Origin of the sequence: Gordonia sp. McavH-238-E, from assembly GCF_022348225.1 — a bacterium.
In the GTDB taxonomy this organism is placed as follows: domain Bacteria; phylum Actinomycetota; class Actinomycetes; order Mycobacteriales; family Mycobacteriaceae; genus Gordonia; species Gordonia terrae.
Genome location: NZ_JAKRFE010000002.1, coordinates 272,810 through 298,934 on the forward strand (window position 1 = coordinate 272,810; position 26,125 = coordinate 298,934).

General features: G+C 70.8%; 1 protein-coding gene (only partly in view). It reads right to left on the reverse strand.

Features of this window, described 5'->3' with window-relative positions:
- Window positions 1-26 precede the first annotated feature (26 nt).
- Window positions 27-26,125, reverse strand: partial view of a non-ribosomal peptide synthase/polyketide synthase gene (locus MHN80_RS03535; RefSeq protein WP_239399579.1) — the 3' portion only. 14,146 nt of this gene lie beyond the right edge of the window; the window shows 26,099 of its 40,245 coding nt (coding positions 14,147-40,245); its start codon lies beyond the right edge, outside the window — the gene reads right to left on this strand; its stop codon occupies window positions 27-29.

Here is a 26,125-nt window from a genome sequence, read left to right on the forward strand (position 1 = left end):
CGCTGCGCCCCGGGTGTTCTCTCCGCTCAGTCATCCCCACCGGGACCACTGTCGGAACCATCGTCACCGTAGCGACTCTCGTCCCCACCGCGACCGTTGTACCCGACCTCGCGGCCGGCCACACCGTTCTCGCCGACTCCCGGCTCCCCCGCGCCGGACTGCCGGGATCCGACGATGCCCGGCAGGGTGGCGCCGGTCGGCCGCGTCGCGGCACCCGCCGACCAGGCCAGCACGCGATCCCGTTCCGCCGGTGTCACCAGTGGACACTCCCCGACCGCGGCGTCCGGCCGGGCCGTGAGCCCGTCGAGGAGCGTAACCAGGCGCTGCGCGAGCAGCTCGACGGTCCCCTCGTCGAACAGGTCCGTCGCGTAGACCATCGACGCCGACCAGGACCGGTCCGGACGGGCGACCACCGCGACCGTGAGGTCGAGCTGGGCGGACGTCACCGGCGACTCGAGCGCCGCGACCCGCAGACCCTCCGCCTCGAACACCGGCGCGGTGTTGCCCGCGTTGGTCAGCGTCAGCATGACCTGCGCGAGCGGCGAGAACGCCCTGGACCGGGTCGGGTTCAGCCGCTCGACCAGCGTCTCGAACGGCACGTCGGCGTTGGTGAACGCGTCCAGGTCGACGACGCGGGTGTCCTCGAGCAGTTCCGCGAAGCTCATCGCCGGGTCCACCTCGGCCCGCAGGACCAGGGTGTTGACGAACATGCCGATCAGCTGATCGATCTCGGCGCGTCCCCGGCCCGCGATGGGAGTGGCGACCGCGATGTCGTCGGTCGCGGTGACCCGGGCGAGCAGCACCGACAGGCCCGCGTGCACCACCATGAACGGCGTCATCCCGCGCTCGCGCGCCAGCGCCGAGATCCGCGTCGCGACCTCATGCGGGATCTCGAAGTCGACCCGCGCACCCCGCATCGACGCCACGGTCGGGCGCGGCCGGTCGGCGGGCAGCTCCAGCACGTCGGGTACCCCGGCGAGCTGACGCAACCAGTACGACAGTTGCCGTCCGACCACCGACGTCGGGTCGTCGACCGCGCCCAGCTCGCGTTGCTGCCACAGCGCGTAGTCGGCGAACTGGACCGGCAGCGGCGGCAGGTCCGGTGCCCGGCTCGCGGCCCGGTCCCGGTAGGCCGTCACGACGTCGGACATCAGTGGCCGCATGGACTCACCGTCACCCACGATGTGATGCAGTACCGCGAGCAGGACCCACGAACCCTCGTCGCGTCGCCACAACCGGATCCGGACGGGCACCTCGGTGGTCACGTCGAATCCGGCGGACAGCGCCTCGAGAAGCTCCGCCTCCGAATCACATTCGACGAGGCGGGGCAGCGCCGCCGGACCGTCGGCGTCGTGGACGACCTGGGTCGGCCGGCCGTCGACGGCGGGGAACGTGGTCCGCAGGATCTCGTGCCGCGCGACGACGTCGCCGATCGCCGCACCGAGGGCCTCGACGTCCAGCCGGCCGCCGAGTTCGACACCGATCGGCAGGTTGTAGGCCGCCGAGGCCGGGTCGAGGCGATTGATGAACCAGATCCGCTGCTGCGCGAACGACAGCGGGATCTCCGCCGGCCTCGGCTCGACCCGGGTGACCGGCGCGCGCAGACCGCCCCGGTGCTGACCGAGAGCGGCCAGTGCCCGCGGCGTCGGCGACTCGAACACGTCCCGCACGCCGATGTCGGCGTTGAGGGCGTCGCCGACGCGTGCTGCCAGTCGGGTCGCGGAGAGCGAGTTGCCGCCCAGGGCGAAGAAGTCACCGGTCACCGACACCGCGTCGACGCCCAGCAGGTCGGCGAAGACGGCGACCACGCGCGCCTCCGCCGCGGTCTCCGGTGCGACGAGGTCGTCGGCCTCGATGTCCGGTGCCGGCAGTGCCCGCTTGTCCAGCTTGCCCGTCGCGGTGAGCGGCAGGTCGGCCAGGACCGTGATCGTCGCCGGGATCATGTACGACGGCAGTCGATCCGCCAGGTGGTCCCGCAGCGCAGCGGTGTCGACGGCAGGAGTCTCGCCGCCGGTGCTCAGCGCGTCCGATGCCGGTACCACGTAGGCGGCCAGCGACGACGCGACCGACCCGCCGACCCCGAGCACCACCGCGGTCTTCACCGACGGATGCGTGGACAGCGCGTTCTCGATCTCGCCCAGTTCGATGCGCAGGCCGCGCAGCTTCACCTGGTCGTCGGAACGACCGAGATACTCGAGCACCAGCTCGCCGGATGCCGAGCGCACCCACCGGACACGGTCGCCCGTGCGGTACATGCGGTCGCCTGGCGCCCCGAACGGGGACGCGACGAAGCGTTCGGCGGTCAGCTGCGGACGCCGGAGATATCCGCGGGCCGACGAGACACCGGTGGCGTACAGCTCGCCCGCCATCCCGATGGGCACCGGGGACAATCGCTGATCCAGGACCAGCAGGCCGGTACCCGCCACCGGGCCGCCGATCGTCACCGGCTCGTCCGGGTCGAGCGGACCGCTGATCGCGACCGCCACCGACGTCTCCGTCGGCCCGTACGCGTTGTGGAACGAGACGCGGCCCGCCCAGGTGCGGACGAGAGCGGTGGAGACCGCCTCGCCACCCGAGGCCAGCATCCGCAGTGCGGGCAGGTCGTCGGGTTCGACGGTCGCCAGCACACTCGGCGTGAGGAACACGTGCGTCAGTTCGTGCTCGCGGAGGAAGGCGGTCAGCGCCTCGCCACCGACGATGTCGTCCGGCCGGTACACCAGCGTCGAACCCGAGGTCGAGGCCAGCAGCCACTCCAGCACCGAGGCATCGAAACTCGGTGAGGCGTAACCGAGTACCCGCGAACCCGGATCGATGCCGAACCGGTGCGCCTCGGCGACGGCGAAGGCGTGCGCACCGAGCTGGGTGACCGCCACGCCCTTGGGCACTCCGGTCGACCCGGAGGTGTAGATGACATAAGCGAGTGCATCCAGACGCGGGGTACCCACCAGCTCGCCCGGCGCGAGGGCGGTGCCCTCGATGCCACGCATGGCGTCGGCGACGGCGGACACGTCGATCCATTCGACGTCACCGCGGGCACCCGCTTCCGGCCCCGGGCCGCCCTGTTCCGGACTTCCCGATGCCGACGCGATCACCAGACGCACACCGGAATCGGTGACCATGTGCGCGATGCGGTCGGCGGGCAGCGTCGGGTCGATGGACAGGTACGCCGCGCCCAGCTTCGCCAGGGCCCATTGCCCCGCCAGCCGGTCGACGGTGCGACCGAGCGCCAGCCCCACGACCGAGTCCACGCCGATCCCGCGGCCGATCATCCACCGCGCGAGCCGGTTCGAGCGCTCGTCGAGCTCGGCGTAGGTGAGCGACGCGCCGTCGCCGTCGGTGACCGCGACGATCCCCGCGTGCGCGGCCGCGACGTCGGCGAACACCTCGCCCAGCAGACGCGGTTCCGGCGCCGCCGGACCGTTCACCGGCGTGAGCTCGGCAGCTGCCGCGGCGTCGAGGAGCGCGATCGACGAGGTCGGCGAATCCACATCGTCGACGGTTGTCCGCAGGATCTCGCGCAGCGCCGCACCGAACACCCCCACCTGGTCGTCGGCGAAGGCCGACGGGAGGTACTTGAGCTTCAGCAGCAGGCGGTCACCGGACGGTGACGACGCGAGGTTGAGCGGATAGTGCGTCGAGTCGCCGGCGTCCACGCCGACGATCTGCAGACCGCCGGCCAGCGACGTGTCCGCCGTGGACAGCGAGTCGGAGTCCACCGGGAACGACTCGAACACGGTCAGCGTGTCGAAGAGCGCACCGATCCCCGCAAGCGCGGTGAGGTCGGCGAGACCGACGTGCTGGTGGTCGAGGACTGCGACCTTGTCGGCCTGCATCGCGGCGAGCACGTCGCCGATCGGGGCAGCCGGGTCGACGTCGACGACGCTCGGGACCGTGTTGATGAACAGGCCGACCATGCCCTCGACACCGTCGAGGTCCGACGGGCGCCCCGACACGGTCTCGCCGAAGGCGACCACCTGGTTGCCGGTCATGCGCGACAGCAGCACCGCCCAGGCGAACTGCAGGATCGTGCTGACCGTGACACCGCGTTCGCGCGCCAGCCGGTTGATCGCCGCCGTCGTCTCGGCGTCGATCCACTCCTCGTGGTCACGCGGCAACGACGTGGTCGTGGCCTCCTCGGCGCCGGACACCAGCGTCGGCTCCGCCAGCGGCGCCAGCACATCCCGCCAGGCGGCGAGACCCGCGGCCGGGTCGGCGGCGGCGAGCCGCCGGACGTGGTCGCCGAAGTCGGAGTCCGCTGAAATGGTTGCCGTGTACGGACCCACCCCGGCGTAGAGCGCGAGCAGGTCGGCGAGAACCAGCGGACCGGACCAGCCGTCGAGCAGGATGTGATGGTTGGTCACGATCAGGCTCAGCGTCGTGTCGGATCCGGAGCCGTGCTCGACGCTCACGAACCGCACCAGCGGCGGCGCCGCGAGATCGAACGGTTCGATCCGTTCGGTGTCGGCGATCTCGCGCACTCGTCGCGCTGCCTCGTCACCGTCGAGGTCGGGTTCCAGGGACACCTCGGACCACGGCAGGTCGACGCGCGGCGGTACGACGGCCACCAGGGCCCCGCCCGCCGTGCGCACATACCCGCTGCGCAGCACACGATGATGTGCGACGAGTTCCTCGGCCGCCGAACGCAATCGCGCCCGGTCGACCTCACCGCCGAGATGCAGCACCGCCTGCGTGACGTAGACGTCCACGTTGTCGGAGCCCGTGGGAGCGACACCGTCGGCTCCCACGGTGTTCTGCGCAGCCATCTGCGACTGGAAGTACAGACCGGCCTGCAGCGGCGTGAGCGGCCAGACGTCCGCACCCGGGAACCGCACCGCGAGCGCGTCGAGTTCGGTCTGGGTGACGGGCGTACCGGGCACGTCCGACGGCGACCGGCCCGGGTCACCGACGACCGCGACGTGCTCGGCGAGTGCGGCGAGCTCGGCGGCCCACAACTCGGCGAGCGCCGTGATGTCGTCGGTCCCGAACAGAGCCGACGGGAACGTGAAGTTTGCCGTGAGGCGCCGGGTCTCGCCGTCGCTTCGCGTTCCGACGTTGACGCTCAACGGGTTCAGCGCGACCATCGCACCAGACACCGACGGCGGCATCCCCGGCGCGCCGGGCGCACCGGTGAACGGGATGACGTCGGGCGCGGGTTCCGCCGCGGGGCGTCCCGCGCGTCCGGCACCGAAGAAGTTGAAACCGATGCTCGGCAGCGGACGCTGCGACAGCTCGGTGTCGGCGCCGTAACGCAGCGCACCGAAGCCGAGACCGCCGTCGGGTTGCCCGAGACGTTCCTCCTTGGCCGACTTCACCGCATGGGTGACGTCGGTGGACGGATCGACAGCGACCGGGGCGATGGTGGTGAACCAGCCGACCGTGCGGGACAGGTCCACTGCTCGTTCGCCGTCGGCGGTGACGATCTCGTCCTTGCGCCCGTGGCCCTCCACCAGGACCGTGACGGGTGCGACGTCGGCGATACCGCGCGCGGCCTGCCACGCCCGCACCGCACGTGCGAACGTACCGAGCAGGACGTCGTTGGCGTTGCCGCGGAACGCTTCCGGCACCGAGGTCAGCGCCGCCTCGGTCACCTGCGCGTCGAATGCGTGGACCACCGACACCTCGGTGCCGAACCGGTCCCGCGACGCGTCGAAGTCGATCCCGAGATCGGTGGGTCGGGCCGGGAGACGGTCGAGCCAGTACGGCAGCTCGGCCGAGCGCCGGTCGGCCTGTGCGCCGACCGCGTGGGCCCACGCCCGCTCGGACGTCGCCTCGGCACGCAGCGCGATCGGTTGCCCCGATGCCCGCTGCGCCCATCCGGTGACCAGGTCCTCGACGAGGATCGGCCAGGACACCGCGTCGACACCGAGATGGTGGATCGCCAGGACGACCCGACCGACGCCGTCGGCGTCGGTGACGATGCCCGCCGCGACGAGCACACCGGCCGACGGATCGAGGTGAGCCAGTGCCTCGGCATGTGCGGCACGAAGATCCGCGCCGTGGCCGGGACTGCCCACCGGTGCGACCGAGGAGCGTGCGAATACATAGGGCGCCGCGCTCGGACCACCGGCGTTCTCATCCGATCCGGCGACCAATCGCCAGCGGTCATCGCTCCGGGTGAGACGCGCGGACAGCATCGGGTGCACCGCGATGAGCTCGGACAGCAACTCCGACAACGCGTCCACGGTGAGATCCGCCGGCGCGTGGAGCACCCGGTACTGCGAGAAGTCCGCGAAATCAGATGCGTGCGTGGAGTGTTCGATCATCCACGACATCACCGGCAGCAGTGGCAGGTCGCCGCGCCCGCCGCCCGCGGGTTCGTCGAGAGCGGGCAGACGGTGCGCCTCCCCGGCGACCACGCGGGCCATCGCCCGAATGGTCCGTTGCTCGAAGATGTCTCGCGGTGTCAGGGTGAACCCGGCGGCGCGAACCGCCGAGGCGAGCTGGATCGACATGATCGAGTCACCGCCGAGCGCGAAGAACGACTGGGTGACCGAGACCCGGTCCAGTCCGAGCAGACCCGCCACGATGGTCGCCAGGGTCTCCTCCGTCGCGTTGGCGGGCGCGACGTGATCGGCGTCGAGCCCCGCGAAGTCGGGTGCGGGCAGGGCGCGGCGGTCGAGCTTGCCCGCGCTGTTCAGCACCACCTCGTCGATCGGCATCCACAGCGTCGGACGCATGTACTCCGGGAGTGCCCGGGTCACCGCGTCCCGCAGGACCTCGAGGTCCACGGTCGACGGCGCGACATAGGCGACCAGATGCTGTCCGCCACCCGGCGCGTCGGCCACCGACACCGCGGCGTGCACGACGCCGGGCGCCGCCGCGACGACGGACTCGATCTCGCCGAGTTCGATGCGCTGGCCGCGCAGCTTCACCTGGAAGTCGGTGCGGCCGAGGTATTCGATCTCCCCCTCGGTGTTCCACCGCACGAGATCACCGGTCCGGTAGAGCCGCGAGCCGGGCCGGCCGAACGGGTCGGCCACGAAGCGCTCGGCGGACAGGCCCGGTTGCGCGGCATACCCGCGGGCCACCTGATCGCCACCCAGATAGAGCTCGCCCGGGACCCCCGTCGGGACAGGATTCAGTCGCGCGTCGAGCACATGGGTCGTCGTGTTCCAGACCGGCACGCCGATCGGCACGATCGACGGCGCCCGGGTCACGTCGGCGTAGGCCACCTCGACCGCCGCCTCGGTGGGACCGAACAGGTTCACGATCTGGACGTGCGGCAGCAGCTCGTGGGCACGGGCCACCACCGCGGGCGGCAGCGCCTCACCGGAGGCGAACAGCCAGCGGAGCGTACCCAGGCGCGAGATCGTCTCGGCCGGCACGACATCGAGGAACACCGACAGCATCGACGGGACGAAATGCACCGAGGTGGCACCGCTGGACGCGATCAGGTCGACGATGTAGAGCGGATCGGCATGGCCGCCCGGTTCGGCGATCACCATCGTCGCACCGGTCAGCAACGGCGCGAACAGCTCCGGCACCGAGACGTCGAAGGTGTACGGCGTCTTCTGGATGATCCGGTCACCCACGGTCCAGGGATACTCGTCGAGTCCCCACCACAACCGGTTGGCCACCGCGGCGTGGGAGACGGTCACGCCCTTGGGTCGTCCGGTCGAGCCGGAGGTGAAGAGCGTGTACAGCGCATCGTCACCGCGGATCGGCCGGACACGTTCGGCGTCGGTGACCGGCGGTGTCGACGGATCGATGTCGCGGGTCGAGTCGACGGTGACGCGCCGGACGCCGTCGTCGAGTCCGGACAGATCGGCCGCCACGGGCCGCGGTCCGACGAGCAGGACCCGCGCGCCCGCGGTCTCGACCATGTAGCGCACACGGTCGCCCGGGGCAGCGGTGTCGATGGGCACGTACCGGCCACCGGCCGCGGTCACCGCGTGGACGGCCACCACCATGTCCACACCGCGGTCGATGCAGACCGCCACCGCGACATCGGGTCCCACGCCCAGCCCGAGGAGTTCCCGGGCGAGATCGGCGACCCGAGCGCCGAACTCGCGGTAGGTCAACTCACGGTCGGCGTAGGTCAGCGCGATCGAGTCGAGCGACCGCGCCCCGCGAAACGAGAGCGCATCGGCCACCGATCCCGCCGGTATGGCGGTCTCCGTGCCCCGTGATCGCCGGAGTATCTCCTCGATCTCGGCGGGTTCGAGGAGGGCGGCGTCGGCCACCGGGTCGTCGGTGTGCCGGGTGAGCTGGTCGAGCAGCCCGACGAACCGGCGCGCCAGCTGGGCGACGGTGTCCTCGTCGAAGAGATCCCGCGCGAACACCAGCGAGAGCGGCCAGTCCCCGTCCCCGTCGGGAACGGACACACCGATCGTCAGGTCCAGTTTCGCCGGCGGATCGGCCGGCGGCATCGGTTCGATCTCCAGCCCCGCGACCGCGGCCGGCGCGGTCTCCGCCATCTCGGGCAGTGCCGTCTGACCGAACGTGAGCATGATCTGGGCCAGCGGCGCGAACGCCTCGGACCGGACCGGATTGAGCTTCTCGACGAGCATCTCGAAGGCCACGTCGGCGTTCGCGAATGCTTCCAGGTCGGTGTCGCGGGCCTGCTCCAGCAGTTCGGCGAACGACATCGACGGATCCACCTGGGCCCGCAGGACCAGGGTGTTGACGAACATGCCCACGAGCGGGTCGAGTACACGCTGTCCGCGTCCGGCGACCGGGGTGGCGATCGCCACGTCCTCGCCGGCCGACAGTCGCGCGAGCAACACGGCGAGCGCCGCGTGCACGACGATGAACGGGGTCGCGTCGACCTCGCGTGCGAGGTCGCGGACCCGGTTCCCGATCTCGGCCGGGATCGCGGCGCCGACGCGACCGCCGCGCTGCGAGGCCACCAACGGCCGGGGCCGGTCGAACGGCAGGTTCAGCACCTCGGGCAGATCGGCGAGTTTGTCTGTCCAATAGGCCAACTGGGAGCCGATGACCGAGGTCGGATCGGATCCGTCGCCGAGGACCTCGTGCTGCCAGAGGGCGTAGTCGGCGAACTGGACCTCGAGGGGCTCGAAGTCGGGCTCGTTCCCCGACACCCGGGCGTCGTACGCCGTGAGGACGTCGACGAGCAGCGGGTTCATCGACTCGCCGTCGGCGGCGATGTGGTGGACGACGACCGCGACGACCGCACGCTCGGCGTCGACGTGCCAGACCCGCACGCGGATCGGCCAGTCGGCGGCGACGTCGAACCCGGAGACCACCGCACGCTCGAAGGCGTGCTGGTCGGCGGCGATCCCCCAGTCCAGCCGGTCGGCGATCTGCTCGGCCGGATGGACCAGTTGATGGGCGACCCCGTCGACGGACGGGAAGGTGGTCCGCAGGACCTCGTGGCGTTCGACGACGTCGACGATCGCCAGGCGCAACGCCTCGGTGTCGAGAGCACCGCGCACCTGGAGCACGAACGGGATGTTGTAGGTCGGCAGCGACGGATCGAACTGGTTGATGAACCACATCCGCTGCTGGGCGAAGGACAACGGTACGAGTTCCGGACGATCCGCGCGGGCGACGATCGGCGGCAGCGCCTCGGCATGTCCGGACACCTCGGCCACGAGCGCACGCACCGTCGGTGCCTCGAACAGGTCGCGCACCGAGGTCTCCACGCCGAGCACCTCGCCCACCCGGGCGGCCACGCGCGTCGCCGACAGCGAGTTGCCACCGAGGTCGAAGAAGGACTCGGTCACGCTGACCTGGTCGATTCCCAGGACCTCGGCGAACACCGCGGCGACCGCGGCTTCCTCGTTCGTCTCCGGTTCGACGATCTCGCCGACCTCGATGACCGGTTCGGGCAGGGCGGCCTTGTCGAGCTTGCCGACCGGGGTGAGCGGGAGCTCGTCGAGCACCGCGACCGACGCCGGCACCATGTGCGCCGGGAGTCGTTCGCCGACAAACGATCTCAGCTCTGCCGGATCGACCTCGGCGCCGCCCCCTGTGCCGGCCGCGACCACGTAGGCGGCCAGCGCGGTGGCGACCGAACCGCCGACACCGACGACCACGGCCGAGCGGACCGCCGGGTGCTCGGCGAGGACCGCCTCGATCTCGCCGAGTTCGATGCGCAGACCGCGCAGCTTCACCTGGTCGTCACTGCGGCCGGAGTACTCGAGGACCGGCGCACCGGTGGAGTCCTGCTTCCAGCGGACGATGTCGCCGGTGCGATACATCCGGTCACCCGGGTGACCATGCGGGTTCGCCACGAACTTCTCCGCGGTCAGGCCCGGGCGGTCGAGGTATCCGCGCGACAGCGCACCGCCGTTGACATACAGCTCCCCCGCGACACCGACGGGGACCGGACGCAACTGCGCGTCGAGCACCATCAGGCCCACGCCGGCGAGCGGGCCGCCGAGCGAGACCGGCTCGCCCACCGCCATCGGCGCACTGATGGTGACGCCGATCGTGGTCTCGGTGGGGCCGTACAGGTTCTGGATCCGCCGGAACGGAGCCCAGCTGTCCTTGAGCGCCTGCGGCACGGCCTCGCCACCGGCATAGACGACTCGGAGGGCCGGGACCGCGTGCGGTTCGATGGTCGCGAGCACGGTCGGCGTCAGGAACGTGTGGGTGATCGCCTGCCGCATCATCAGGTCCTGCAGCGGCGGGCCACCGACCGCGTCGGCGGGGCGATAGATCAACACGCCGCCGGACACGATCGCGAGCAGGTACTCGAGCACCGACGCGTCGAAGCTGGGCGAGGCGAAGCCGAGCACCCGCGAGTACTCGTCGGCACCCGAACGCCGGATCTCTTCGGCGGCGAAGTTCGCCAGACCCGAGTGGGTCACGGCGACACCCTTCGGGCGCCCGGTGGAGCCGGAGGTGTAGATGACGTAGGCGACGTTGTCCACCCGTACCGGCCCACGCCGATCCGATGAGGTGATCGGCGCGTCGGACAGCGCCTCGATCTCGGCGGACAGCGTGGCGTCGTCGAGACTGCGCCACGAGAAACGTTCCCCGGGCAGGGTTCCCGACGCCTGGACGGCCAGGCCCAGGATCGCGCCCGAGTCCTCGACCATGTTCGCCACTCGTTCGGCGGGGTAGTCCGGGTCGATCGGCACGTAGCCACCGCCGGTCTTGGCCACCGCCCAGATGGCGGTGAGCAGCTGCGCGGATCGGCCGATCGCCAGCGCGACCAGTTTCTCCGGGCCGATGCCCTGACCGATCAGCCAGCGCGCCAAGCGGTTCGACCGCGCGTCGAGGTCCGCGTACGACAGCCAGACATTGTCCGCGTCGACGACGGCCTGGCGCGGTCCCCACTTCGCGGCGGCCTGCGCGAAGAGATCACTCAGGACGACCGGCTCGGTTCCCGGTCCCCCGGTCACGACCGCGTCGGAGTCGGCGATCGACACCGTCTGCCGCTGCGGTTCGGGTTGCGTTGCCGCGCGGGCGAGTTCGGCCACCGACATGGTCGCCTCGCCGAGGGAGATCTGCCGCAGTGGCACCTCGGGTTCCGCCAGGGCCTCGGTCAGCAGCGTCACCAGCTGCTCGGCGAGACGCGCCACCGACGGTTCGTCGAACAGATCGGTCGCGTAGGTGATCGCACCCGACCAGTCCTCGGACCCGGCCGGCTGCGAGAGCGCGACCAGCAGGTCGACGCGGGCCGGGATGCGCTCGGTGGTCACCGAACTCACCTGGAGGCCGGCGACCTCGCCGATCGAGAGATCCGGACCCGCCAGTTCGGGGAGGGTCGACTGGTCGAACGTCAGCCACACCTGGGTGAAGGGCGCGAACGCTGCCGACCGCTGGGCCCCGGCCGCATCCGCGACCACGTCGAACGGGACGTCGGCGTTGGCGAAAGCAGCGAGGTCGGCGTCCTTGGCTGCGTCGAGCAGGTCGGCGAAGCCGCGGTCGCGGTCGACGGTCGTCCGCAACACCAGGGTGTTGACGAACATGCCGACGAGCGGATCGAGCACGCGCTGCCCGCGACCGGCGATCGGTGTGCCGACGGCGATGTCGTCGGTTGCCGACAGCCGTGACAGGAGGGCGGCCAGTGCGGCGTGGACCACCATGAACGGGGTCGTCCCGGTCTCCTGGGCGAACCCGGCGATGCGATCGCCGACCGACGCGGGCACGCCGAACAGGACGCGGCCGCCGCGCTGGCTGGCCCGCGCGGGCCGGGGACGGTCGGTGGGCAACTCGATCACGTCGGGGAGGCCGGCGAGACGGTCGGTCCAGTAGGTGAGCTGGCGGCCCACGACGGACTCGGGATCCTCGGGCGAACCGAGAACCTCGTGCTGCCAGATCGCGAAGTCGGCGAACTGGACGTCGAGGTCGGCGAATTCCGGGTCGGTGTCGGCGGACTCGGCGAGGTAGGCGGTCACGACGTCGCGCACGAGCGGCGTCATCGACTGCCCGTCCGAGGCGATGTGATGGGTGATCACCGCGAACACGTGCTCGTCGGGCGTCACCTCCCAGATCCGGGCGCGGATGGGCCATTCCCGCGAGACGTCGAAGCCTGCGGAGACCGCCGCCTCGATCTCCTCCTGCGAGGACACCTCCTGCCAGTCCAGCTTGGCCGCGACCGACGTCGCGCGGTTGATCTTCTGGTACGGCATGCCGTCGGCCGACGGGAACGTCGTGCGCAGTGACTCGTGGCGCGACACCACGTCGATCAGAGCGGCGTGCAGCGCGTCGGTGTCGAGCGCACCGGACAGCCGCAGCACGATCGGCAGGTTGTAGGCCGACGAGGTGGTGTCGGCCTGGTTGACGAACCACATCCGCTGCTGGGCGAACGCCAGCGGGATCCGTTCGGGCCGGGACTCGACGGCCACGATCGGGGCGCGTGCGGAGTCGAGACCGGAACTCACCCGCGTCAGTTCACGCACGTTCGGGGCGTTGAAGAGTTCCCGGATCGAGATCTCCGTGCCGGTGACCTCGCCCACGCGGGCGACGAGCCGCATCGCGGCGAGCGAGTTGCCACCGAGGTCGAAGAACGAGTCGGTCACGCTGACGCGATCGACACCGAGGATGTCGGCGAACACCTCGGCGACCGCGGCCTCCGCCTCACCGGCGGGGGCGACGTACTCGCCCGCGGTGAAGACCGGTTCCGGCAGCGCACGACGATCGATCTTGCCTGCCGTGTTGAGCGCGATGTCGTCCACCGGCATCCACACGGTCGGTCGCATGTAGCCCGGAAGTGCCTCGGCGACAACGGCCTTGACCCTGTCCAGGTCGATGTGCTCACCCGGGACACCCGCCAGGTAGCCGACGAGGTGTTCCCCGCCGCCGGGTGCGGTGGCCACGGTGGCCGCGGCGTGGACGACGCCGGGAGCCGAGGCGATGACCGCCTCGATCTCGCCGAGCTCGATGCGCTGGCCGCGGAGCTTGACCTGGAAATCGGTGCGTCCCAAGTACTCCAGGACGCCGTCGGGGCGCCTGCGCACGAGGTCGCCGGTGCGGTAGAGCCGCGAACCCGGTTCGCCGTACGGATCGGCGACGAACCGTTCGGAGGTGAGGTCCGGGCGGGCCGCGTAACCGCGGGCGAGTTGCACGCCACCGAGGTAGAGCTCACCGGGGACACCGGCGGGCACCCGGCGCAACCGGGCGTCGAGCACGACGGCCGAGGAGTTCCACACCGGGATGCCGATCGGCACGGTCGGATCGTCGGCGGCAACCGAGTGGATGCGTTCGAAGGTGATCTCCACCGCGGCCTCGGTCGGACCGTACAGGTTGAAGAACCATGCGTCCGGCCAGATCTCGCGGACGGGTGCCGCGACCGCGGGCGGCAACGCCTCACCCGTGGTCGAGACGATGCGGATGGTGTCGAGGGCGGCGAGCTGCTCACGGCCGACCACCTCGAGGAACACCGACAGCATCGACGGCACGAAGTGGATCATCGTCGTGCCCGTGCGGGCGATCTCGTCGGCGACCTGACGCGGGTTCAGGTGTCCGCCGTCGGCGAGGACCACCAGCCGGGCACCGATCGACAACGGCGCGAACAATTCCGGCACCGAACAGTCGAATGTGTACGGCGTCTTCTGCATGACGACGTCGTCGGGACCGATCGGCAGGGCGTCCAGGCCCCACCACAACCGGTTCAGCACCGCGGCATGCGACAACGTGACGCCCTTGGGGCGACCCGTGGAGCCCGAGGTGAACAGGGTGTACGCGGCGTCGTCGGGGCGCAGCGGGGAGAGCCGCTCCGCGTCGGACACCGGTGCGGCGGCCGACGAGTCGACGTCCACCAGGGCCGAGGCGTCGACCACGACGACCCGCACACCGGTGTCGTCGGCCGCGGCCACCGCGTCCCGGACACCCTCGGCGTCGGCGACGAGCAGCACCCGCACACCGGCGGTCTCGTACATGTAGCGGACGCGGTCGGCTGGCGCGGCCACGTCGACCGGGACGTACTGTCCACCCGCGGCGATGACGGCGTGGATCGCGACCATCATCTCGACGGAGCGCGGAATGCACAGGGCGACTGCCACATCCGGCCCGACACCGGCCTCGATGAGGTCGCGGGCCAGTGTGTTGACCCGGGCGACGAACTCGGCGTAGGACACCTCGCGGTCGCCGAAGACGATCGCGGTGGCGTCCGGGGTGCGCTGCGCCTGGGCGGAGACGGCGTCGCTGACGGTCTGCACTGCGGGCAGTTCCACCCGCTCGCCCCACTCGGCCGACTCGATGGCGGCCGTCGTGTCCTCGGCGACGAACGGCGCATCCCCCACCGCCCGGTCCGGGACCGAGGTCAGGGCATCGAGAAGACGGATGAAGCGTTCGCCGAACTCGAGCACCGTCGGCTCGTCGAAGAGGTCGGTCGAGTAGTCGAGGTTCACCGGCCAGGTCTGCCCGGCGGGCCGCGAGGAGACGGTGATCCAGAGATCGATCTGCGACGAGACCATCACATCCGCGTACGGCGTCACCGTGATGCCGGCCGCGTCACCGAGTGCCTCGGCGGCGGTCGCCGACGGGCTGAACGAGAACATGACCTGGGCCAGCGGCGCGAAGGCCTCCGAGCGCACCGGACTCAGCCGGTCGACCACGGTCTCGAACGGGACGTCGGCGTGGGCGAACGCGTTCAGGTCGACGTCGCGCACCGCGGACAGGAGCTGTTCGAACGACTGGGCGCCGTCGACCAGTGTCCGCAGCACCAGGGTGTTGACGAACATGCCGACGAGCGGATCGAGCTCCGCCTGACCGCGACCGGCGATCGGCGTGCTGACGACGATGTCGTCGGTGGCCGACAGGCGTGCGAGCAGCACCGCGACGGCGCCGTGCAGCACCATGAACGGCGTCACGTCGGCTCCGCGCGCGACCTCGGTGACGCGCTCGCCGATCCCGGCCGGGATCTCGACCCGTGCGCGGGCGCCGCGCCCGGAGGCGACCGGCGGACGCGGACGGTCCGACGGCAGTTCGAGTACGTCGGGAACACCGGCGAGGTGCCCGGCCCAGTAGGCCAATTGGCGTCCGACGACCGAATCCGGGTCGTCGACCGAGCCGAGGACGGTGTGCTGCCAGATCGCGTAATCGGCGAATTGCACGGCGAACGGCGGGAATTGCGGCTCGTCCCCGGCGACGCGGGCGCTGTAGGCGGAGACCAGGTCGGAGACGAGCGGGGCCATGGACTCGCCGTCGGCACCGATGTGGTGGAACACGACGGCGAGCACGAACTCACCGGGCTCGACCGCCCAGAGGCGCGTCCGGAACGGCCACTCCTCGGTGACGTCGAATCCCCTTGTCACCGCGGCGAAGATGTCGTCCTCGGACCCGACGACCTCCCAGTCGAGCCGGTCGGCGACCGATTCCGGCGGATACACGAGCTGGAAGGGCACGCCTTCGGCACTCGGGAACGTCGTGCGCAGGACCTCATGCCTGCGGACGACGTCGCCCAGCGCGGTGTGCAGTGCCTCGACGTCGAGGTCGCCCGACAGCCGCAGCACGATCGTCATGTTGTGCGTGGGCGCAGCGGGATGCAGGCGGTTGAGGAACCACATCCGGGTCTGCGCGAAGGACAGCGGAATCCGTTCGGGCCGTGGCGACACCGCCACCACGGGCGCGAGCCGGGAGCCGCGACCGGTCAGGGCGGCCACCAGCTCGCGCACCGACGGCGCCTCGAAGACGTCGCGGACCGAGACCTCGACACCCAGGGCGTCACCGACGCGGGCACTGACCCGCATCGCCGACAGCGAGTTGCCGCCCAGCTCGAAGAAGCTGTCGGTGGCACCCACCCGTTCGACCTGGAGGAGCTCCGCGAAGACCTCGGCGACCGCGGTCTCCTCCGGCGTCTCGGGAGCCACGTAGTCACCGGTGGCGAACTCGGGGCGGGGCAGCGCCCGTCGGTCCACCTTGCCCGAGGTGGTCCGTGGCATCTCGGGAAGCGCCATCCAGACCGTGGGTCGCATGAACTCCGGCAGACCGCGCACGGACGCTCCGCGCACGAGGTCGAGATCGACCTCCTCGCCGGGACGTCCGGCGACGTAGGCGACGAGTTGCTCGCCGCCGCTCGGGGCGGTGGCCACGACGACGGCCACATGCACGACACCCGGCGCCGAGGACAGCACGGACTCGATCTCGCCGAGCTCGATGCGCTGCCCGCGCAGCTTCACCTGGAAGTCGGCGCGGCCCAGGTATTCCAGCACGCCGTCGGTGTTCCACCGGGCGCGGTCACCGGTGCGGTACAACCGGCCACCGCGTGGATCGAAGGGATCGGCGACGAAGGTCTCGGCGGTGAGCCCCGACCGCGAGGCGTAACCGCGGGCCAGCTGGGGTCCGCCGAGGTACATCTCACCGGGGACGCCCGGCGGGACCGGTCGCAGCCGATCGTCGAGGACACGGACCGTCGAGTTCCACACCGGTGCCCCGATGGGGATGTTCGGCGTCGGCCGGTCCACGCGTCCATAGGTGATGTCGACGGTCGCCTCGGTCGGACCGTACTGGTTGTAGAGCCCGAGTTCGGGGAGCAGTCGGAGCAGACCACCGGCGAGGGCGGGGCTCAGAGCCTCACCACCGGAGAAGATCCGGCGCATCGACGAGAGGTCGGCGTCCCCGGCGCCGGTGGCGCCGTCGAGGAACGCCGCGAGCATCGAGGGCACGAACTTGGCGGTCGTGACCCGATGGCGTTCGATGAGGCGTGCCAGGTAGACCGGGTCCCGATGTCCGCCGGGTTCGGCGACGACGACCGGCGACGCGGCGAAGATGCCGCCGAAGTAGTCCCACACGGACGCGTCGAACGTGTAGGGCGTCTTCAGGAAGAAGACGTGCTCCCCCGGACCGTTCGACTCGGTGAACCACTCGAGGGTGTTTCGCAGCGCACCGTGGGTGACGGTCACGCCCTTGGGGCGTCCGGTCGATCCGGACGTGAAGATCGTGTAGACGGCGTGGTCCGGCAACACCCGGACGGGTCGATCGGCGTCGGACACCGAGGGGACGGCGGTGTCGACGGGCGCGGACGCGTCGACGACGACCACCGGGAGATCCACACCCGCGAGCGCTTCCGGACGCTCGGTACCGATGAGCACCATCGCGACGTCCGCGGTGTCGATCATGTATTGCGTGCGCTCGACCGGGGATTCGGTGTCGATCGGCACGTACTGGCCGCCGGCCGCCACGATGGCGTGCACGGCGACCATCACCTCGACCGAGCGGTCGATGCAGACGCCGACGGCGACATCGGGTCCCACACCCAGCGAGATCAGCTCTCGCGCAAGGATGCTCACCCGGGCCGCGAACTCGTCGTAGTGCACCACGCGGTCGTCGAAGAGCACGGCGGGCCGATCCGCCGCGCGTGCGCGTGCATCGGCGACGAGGTCGACGACGGTGTGCTCGCCCGGGATCTGGACCTCGTGTCCGCGAGACCACTCGGCGACGTCGAGACCGTCCACCGTGGAGACCAGCGGGATGTCGGACGTCCGCTCGTGGGGAGTGCGGGCCACCGTCTCCAGGATGTGCACCAGGATCTCGCCGAAGACCCGGATCTGGTCGTCGCCGAAAGCGGCGGGCAGGTACTTCAGCTGCAACGACACCCGGCCACCCGCGGCCGCGGTGATCAGGTTGATCGGGTAGTGGGTGGTGCTCCTGGAGTCGACGTCGGCGACGACGAGACCGTCGGCCAGTCCTTCGGTCGCGTCCTGCGACGACAGGGCCTCGGTGTCGATCGGGAACGACTCGTGGACGGTCAGCGTGTCGAACAGCTGGGCCGAGCCGGCCAGGGCCGTCAGGTCGGACAGACCGAGGTGCTGGTGATCCATGACCGCGACCTTGGCGGCCTGCAGCCTGCGGAGCACCTCGACGATGGTCGCGGCCGGATCGACATCGACGACGCTGGGCAGCGTGTTGATGAAGAGCCCGACCATCGTCTCCACGCCCGGCAGGTCCGCGGGCCGGCCCGAGACGGTCTCGCCGAACACCACGACCCGGTTGCCGGTCATCCGCGACAGCAGAACAGACCAGGCGAACTGCATGACCGTGGCGGTGGTGACGCCCTCGGTTCGGGTGAGCTCCTCGAGCCCCGCGGTCGTCTCCTCGTCGAGCATGACCCGGTGCTGCCGAGGCAGTTCGTCGTCGGTGGCCTCGAGTCCGGGCGCCACGAGAGTCGGACCCTCGATCGGCGCGAGCACCTGTCGCCATGCCGCCAGACCGGCGTCGCGGTCGGCGGCGGCGAGCCGCCGGACGTGGTCGGCGAAGTCCGATCGCTGCGATCCCTCACCGCCGGCAACCTGGCCGGTGTAGGTCTCCCCCGTGGCGTACAGGGCGAGCAGGTCGGCCAGGACCAGCGGACCGGACCAGCCGTCCATCAGGATGTGGTGGTTGGTCACCACGAGGTGCGCCTGGTCGTCGTGCCAGACGAGCACGAACCGCACCAGGGGCGGTCGGCCGAGGTCGAACCGGGCCAGCCGCTCGCCCTCGACGATCCGCCGGATCTCGGCATCCGCGTCCTCGGCGGTCACCCCGGAGTCCAGCCGAACCACTCGCCACGGGATCTCGACGCGCTCGGGGATCACCGCGACGACCGCGCCGCTGCCGGTCCGGAGGTAGGCCGACCGCATCACGCGGTGTCGGGCGAACAGCTGCTCGGCCGAACCGCGCAGCCGATCTCCGTCGACACGGCCGCCCAGCGTGAGGACCACCTGGGTGACGTAGACGTCCACGGCGCCGGACTCCTGGCCGGACGCGGCGAGCTGCGCCTGGAAGTACAGACCCTGTTGCAGCGGCGTCAGCGGCCACACCGCCGCGCCCGGATACGTGCGGGCCAGGTCGTCGAGGTCGCGCTGGGTGACGCCGGTGCCCGGGACGTCCGACGGGGACAGACCGACGCGGGTGCCCGAACCGATCGCCTGGGTCAGCGCAGCCAGTTCGGCCGCCCACATGTCGAGGAGATCGGTGACCTCGTCGTCGGCGAACAGTGAGCCGGGGAAGCTGGCACCGGCGACGAGCTTGCGATTGCCCTGCTCGTCGAGTGAGGTGGTCACGCTCACGCCCAAGGTGCTCAGAGCCACCATCCGACCCGACGCGGACGATCCCAGGATCGGCGCGTCCGGAGCGTGGGTGAACGGGAGCACCTCGGCGTCCGGCGCGCCTGCGCCTCCGCCGGCACCGAAGTAGTTGAAGGAGATGCTCGGGAGCGGACGCGTGGCCAGTTCCCGGGTGTCGGAATCGGGGTCGGCGGTCCCGGAGCCGTAGCGCAGCCACCCGAATCCGATGCCGTTGTCCGGCTGGGCCAGACGCGCTTCCTTCGCAGCCTTCACCGCGTGCACCACGTCGGTACCGGGATCGAGGCGCACGGGGACGATGGTGGTGAACCAGCCGACCGACCGGGACAGGTCCGCGCGACGCGGCGACTCGCCGGCGGCGAGGACCTCCTCGTACCGGCCGTGACCCTCGGTGAGGACCGTGACGGGTGCGCTGTCGGTGATCTCGCGACGTGACTGCCAGGATCGGACCGCACGGGCGAAAGCACCGAGCAGGACGTCGCTGACGTTGCCGCCGAAGGCCTCCGGCACCGCGGTCAGCACGGATCGGGTCACCGGGGCGCCGATCTCGAGGGAGACGTGGCGCTCGGTGGACATCAGGTCGCGGGTGCGGTCGAGCGTGACGCCGAGCGGCGTGGGCCGCGGCGGCAACTGCGCGAGCCAGTGGTCGCGCTGCTCGTGCCACGAATCAGTCCGGGCCGCAAGGGCATCCGTCCACGCCCGGGCGCTCGTCTGTTCGGCGCGCAGCTCGATGTCCCGACCGTCGGAGAGCTGCGCCCATCCGGTGATCAGGTCTTCGATGAGGATCGGCCAGGACACGGCGTCCACGCCGAGGTGATGGATGACCAGGAGCACCCGTCCCACGCCGCCGCGGTCGCGGATCAGTGCGGCCCGCACCAGCTGCCCGGCCTCGGGGTCGAGAGTGGCCGACACCGCACCGAACGCGGTACGGACGTCGGAGTCGAACTCGTCGGTACCGACCGCGGCGACACTCGACACCTCGATGACCGCGGACGCGCCGTCGAATGCGTTTCCGACGGTCGACCGCCATCCGTCCTCGGTCTGCGCGAGGGTCGCGGTGAGCATGGGATGCGCGTCGACGACCGCCGCGAGGAGCCCGATCAGCCGCTCGACGTCGAGTCCGTCCGGTGCCCGGAGCACCGCAGCCTGCACGAAGTCGGCGAAATCCGATGGAGCCGAGGCGTGTTCGATCATCCAGTGCACGACCGGGGACACCGTGACCGGTCCGGTGCCCGCAGAGGACTCCTCGAGCATCGGCAGGCGGGCGGCGTCGTCATCGGCCGCGGCGGCCATGCCGCGGATCGTGCGGTGCTCGAAGATCTCGCGCGGGGACAGGTCGACGCCCGCGGCGCGCGCCGCGGACGCGAGCTGGATCGACATGATCGAGTCCCCGCCGAGGGCGAAGAACGACTCGGTCACCGACACCCGCGGGATACCGATGAGGTGCGCGACGATGGAGGCGAGTACTTCCTCGGTCGTCGTGGCCGGCGCCACGAACATCTCGGTGTGTACCCCGAACTCCGGCTCCGGCAGCGCCTTTCGATCGATCTTGCCGGCACTGTTGAGGGTGATGTACGGCAGCGTCATCCACACCGTCGGACGCATGTACTCCGGCAGCTCGGCGGCCACCGTCGACTTGACGAGGTCGAGGTCGACCCCTTCCGGCGCGACGTAACCGACGAGGTGGTCGGCGCCCGTCGGGGCCTTGGCCACCGTGACGGCGGTGTGCACGACACCCTCGACGGTCGCGATCACGGACTCGATCTCACCGAGCTCGATGCGCTGGCCGCGCAGCTTGACCTGGAAGTCGGTGCGGCCCAGGTACTCCAGGGTTCCGTCTGCGCGCCAGCGCACGAGGTCGCCGGTGCGGTAGAGACGCGAACCCGGTTCGCCGAACGGATCGGCGACGAACCGTTCCGCGGACAGGTCGGCGCGCGCGGCATAACCGCGGGCGAGCTGGACGCCGCCGAGGTACAACTCACCCGGCACCCCGGCCGGAACCGGTCGCAGCCGCGCGTCGAGGACCCATGTCGACGTGTTCGCGACGGGCACGCCGATCGGGATGATCGCCGGGGCGGTGGACACGTCGGCGACGGCGACCTCCACGGCCGCCTCCGTGGGCCCGAAGAGATTGACGATGGAGACCTGCGGCAGCAGGGCGTGCAGCTTGGCCACGACGGCCGGCGGCAGCGCCTCACCGGAGGCGAAAACCCATCGCAGCGACGACATCTCGGCGAATCGTCCGGCCGGGACGAGATCGAGGAAGATCGACATCATCGACGGGACGAAGTGCACCGACGTGGCCCGTGTCGAGGAGATCAGGTCCACGAGATAGTCGGGGTCGGTGTGACCGCCGGGCCGGGCGACGATCATCGTCGCGCCGGAGATCAACGGGCCGAACAACTCCGGCACGGAGACGTCGAAGGTGTAGGGAGTCTTCTGCACGATGCGGTCGCCGACGGTCCACGGGAATTCCCCGAGTCCCCACCACAACCGGTTCATGACGGAGGCGTGCGACACCGTGACGCCCTTGGGGCGGCCGGTGGAGCCGGAGGTGAACAGCGTGTAGGCGGCGTGGTCGCCCCGCAGCGGCGCGAGGCGGTCCGCGTCGGTGACGGGCGCGGTGTCGGCGACGGCGCTCGTCGCGTCCACCTGCACCAGCGTGATCCCGTCGTCGAGTCCGTCGATCGCCTCCGGACGAGCGTCACCGGCGGACAGCACGACGGCGACCCGGGCGGTCTCGATCATGTACTGGACCCGATCGGCCGGTGCGGCGGTGTCGATCGGCACGTACTGACCACCCGCGGCGAGCACGGCGTGCACGGCGACGACCATCTCGACCGAACGGTCGATGCAGACGCCGACGGCGACCTCGGGACCGATCCCGAGCCCGATCAGGGTCCGCGCGAGATCGGCCACGCGCGAGCCGAATTCACCGTAGGTGAGTCGACGACCTTCGAAGTCGATGGCCACCTGCGTCGGGTCCTCGGCGATACGTGTGGCCACCGCGTCGGCGATCACCGGACTTCCGAAGACCGTGGTCTCACCGACCGACCAGCCGTCGACGCGGGCACGGTCGTCGGCCGAGACGAGCGCGAGATCGCCCACGGCGACGGTGTCGCGACCGGCGCCGGTCATGTCGCGCAGCAGCGAGACCAGGCGGTCGGCGAATCCGGCCACGGTGCCGGCCTCGAACAGGTCGAGCGCGTAGATCACACTCCCCGACCATGCCTGTCCGGCCTCGCCGACCGAGACGGCCACGGCGAGGTCGAGCTGGGCAGAGACCTCAGGCGGTTCCACGGGGGTGATCGCCAGTCCGGGCAGCTCGGCCGCGCCGGCGGCGGCGTCCTCGCCGAGCACCCCGGGTCCGGCGGGCAGCGCCTCACCCAAGGTCAGCAGGACCTGCGCGAGGGGCGCGAACGCCTCGGAACGGATGGGGTCCAGGTGTTCGACGAGCGTCTCGAAGGGGATGTCGGCGTTGGTGAACGCGTCGAGGTCGGTCCCGCGCACCTGTGCCAGCAGCTCGTCCACGCTCATCTCCGGCGCGATGCGCGACCGCAGGACGAGGGTGTTGACGAACATGCCGACCAGCGGGTCGAGGACGCGTGAACCACGTCCGGCGACAGGGGTCGCGATCGCGATGTCGTCGGTGGCCGACAACCGCGCGAGCAGCACCGCGAGCGCGGCGTGCACGACCATGAAGGGGGTGACGCCGTGCGTGCGCGCGGTGGCGGCCACCGCGTCGGCGACCTCGGCGGGGATCTCGAAGCCGAGTCGTCCGCCCCTGGCCGAGGCGACCGCGGGCCGGGCGTGGTCGGTCGGGAGCTCGAGGACGTCGGGAAGTCCGGTCAGACGTTCGGTCCAGTGCGCGAGCTGACGGCCCAGGACCGACTCGGGATCGTCGGCGGAACCGAGAACCTCGTGCTGCCAGATCGCGAAGTCGGCGAACTGGACGTCGAGCGGCGCGAGAGCCGGGACCTCCCCGGCGCTGCGAGCGACATAGGCCGCCACCAGGTCGGCGACGAGCGGCTTGCGCGACTCACCGTCGAAGGCGATGTGGTGGGCGATCAGACCCAGGATGTGGGTGTCGCCCTCGGCCCGCCACAGGCAGGCTCGCACCGGCCATTCCGCCGACACGTCGAAGCCGCGGGTGATCGTCCGCTCGAATTCCTCGGCCGTCGAGACGATCGAGAAGTCGAGGCGGGAGGCGACCTCCGAAGCATCCGAGATCAGCTGGTACGGACCCTGTTCGTCCTGCGGGAACGTCGTGTGCAGCACGTCGTGGCGAGCCACCACGTCGGCGATCGCCGCCTGCAGCGCCGGTACGTCGAGATCTCCGGCCAGCCGCACGACGGTCGGGATGTTGTAGGTGGGCAGCGTCGGGTCGAACTGGTTGATGAACCACATCCGCTGCTGCGCGAACGACAACGGGATACGTTGCGGGCGTGGCGATACCGCGACGACCGGCGGCAGCGCGCGGTCGCGCTCGGTGGTCCCGGCCACGAGTTCCCGAACCGTCGGGGCGTCGAAGATGTCGCGGACCGACACCTCGACCCCGAGGACGTCGGAGACACGAGCGGCCAGGCGCATCGCCGAGAGAGACGTGCCGCCGATGTCGAAGAAGCTCTCGGTGACACCGATGTCGTCCACCCCGAGCAGGCCCGAGAACGCCTCGGCCACTGCGGCTTCGATGTCGTTCGCGGGCGCAACCACCTCGCGCTGACTGACATCGGGTGTGGGCAGCGCGCGACGATCGACCTTTCCCGACGTCGTCAGCGGCATCTGGTCGAGGACCATCCAGGTCGTGGGCACCATGAACTGCGGCAGGCCGCGACGCGCGAGGTCCTTGACCGTGTCGAGGTCGGGCGTCACGCCCGGGCCGCCGGCGAGGTAGGCGACCAGTTGTTCGCCTCCACCCGCCGGGGCGGAGACGACGACGGCGGTGTGCACGACGCCGGGCGCCGAACCCAGGATCGACTCGATCTCCCCGAGTTCGATGCGCTGGCCACGCAGCTTCACCTGGAAGTCGTTGCGGCCCAGATACTCCAGTTCACCGTTGGCGTTCCACCGCCCCCGGTCGCCGGTGCGGTACAACCGGGCACCGGCCGGTCCGAACGGATCGGCCACGAAGGTCTCGGCGGTCAGTCCCGAGCGCGAGGCATAACCGCGGGCAAGCTGGACGCCGCCCAGATACAGCTCTCCCGCGACACCGACGGGCACGGGCCGCAAGCGGGCGTCGAGGACATGCACGGACGAGTTCCAGACCGGTGTGCCGATCGGGATGTTCTGCGCCGACGGGTCGGTGACCGCACCGTAGGTGATGTCGACGACGGCCTCGGTGGGACCGTACTGGTTCACCAGGAGCGCGTCGGGCAGTTCGGTGGCCAGCCCGGTGGCCAGCCCGGGCAGCAGGGCCTCGCCGCCGGAGAAGATGCGGCGCAGGGTCGCGAGCTTCTCGATGCCCGCCCCGGTCGCGCCGTCCAGGAAGGCGGCCAGCATCGAGGGGACGAACTTGACCGACGTCACGCCGTGACGCTCGATGAGTCCCGCGAGATACCGGGGATCACGGTGCCCGCCGGGCTCGGCCACGACGACCGCACTCCGGTTGAACACCGGTCCGAAGAACTCCCACACCGACGCGTCGAAGGTATAGGGCGTCTTCATCAGGAAGCGATGTGCGCCTTCGCCGTTCGAGTCACTGAACCAGGCCAGGGTGTTCCGCAGGGCGCCGTGGGTGACGGTCACGCCCTTGGGTCGGCCGGTGGAGCCGGACGTGAAGATCGTGTACACGGCATTGTCCGGATGGACGACGCCGAGGCGTTCGGCCCCTGTCACCGGCGGCACCGGTGCGTCGGGCAGTGGCACCGTACTGTCGGCACGCACGATGCGGCCCGCGAATTCGGCGAGCGCCTCCGGCGTGTCGCCGGGTCCGGTCACGACGGTCGCGACCCGAGCCGTCTCCAGGATGTACCGGCTTCGCTCGACGGGGCTCTCCGGGTCGATGGGCACGTACTGCCCGCCGGCCGCGACGATCGCGTGCACCGCGACCATGATCTCGACCGACCGGTCGAGGCAGACCCCGACCGCAGCATCGGGTCCGACGCCCGCATCGATGAGTTCGCGGGCGAGCAGTGACACACGCGCGGCGAACTCCGCCGCGTCGACGACCCGGTCGTCGTAGATGACCGCGGGCACATCGGGGGTGGCTGCCGCCCAGGCCGACACCAGGTCGGCGACGGTGTCCGGCGCACCCACCTCGGCTCGGGGCCCCGCCTCGAAGTCCTGCAGGCGGACCGCCTCGGCGGGCAGAACGAGATCGACATCGCCGACCGGTCGCGACGGTGCCGCCAGGACGGACTGCAGCACGGCGACGAGTCGCTGCGTCAGTGCATCGATGGTCGACTCGTCGAAGAGATCGGTCGCGTAGATGACCGAACCGGCCCAGCGCCGACCGTCGTCTCCCCTGTCGATGGCGAAGTTCAGGTCCACCTTGGCGCCCGGAGCCGCCGGCGGGAGAGGCTCGAAATCCAGGTCACCGATCGACCCGCTCTGTTCGGCGTCGATGGCGAAGTCCGCCGACGCGGACTGGTCGAAGGTCAGATTGACCTGCGCCAGTGGTGCGAACGATTCCGTCCGCACCGGGTTGAGGGCCTCCACGAGGGTCTCGAAGGGGACGTCGGCGTTGGCGAACGCATCCAGATCGATCG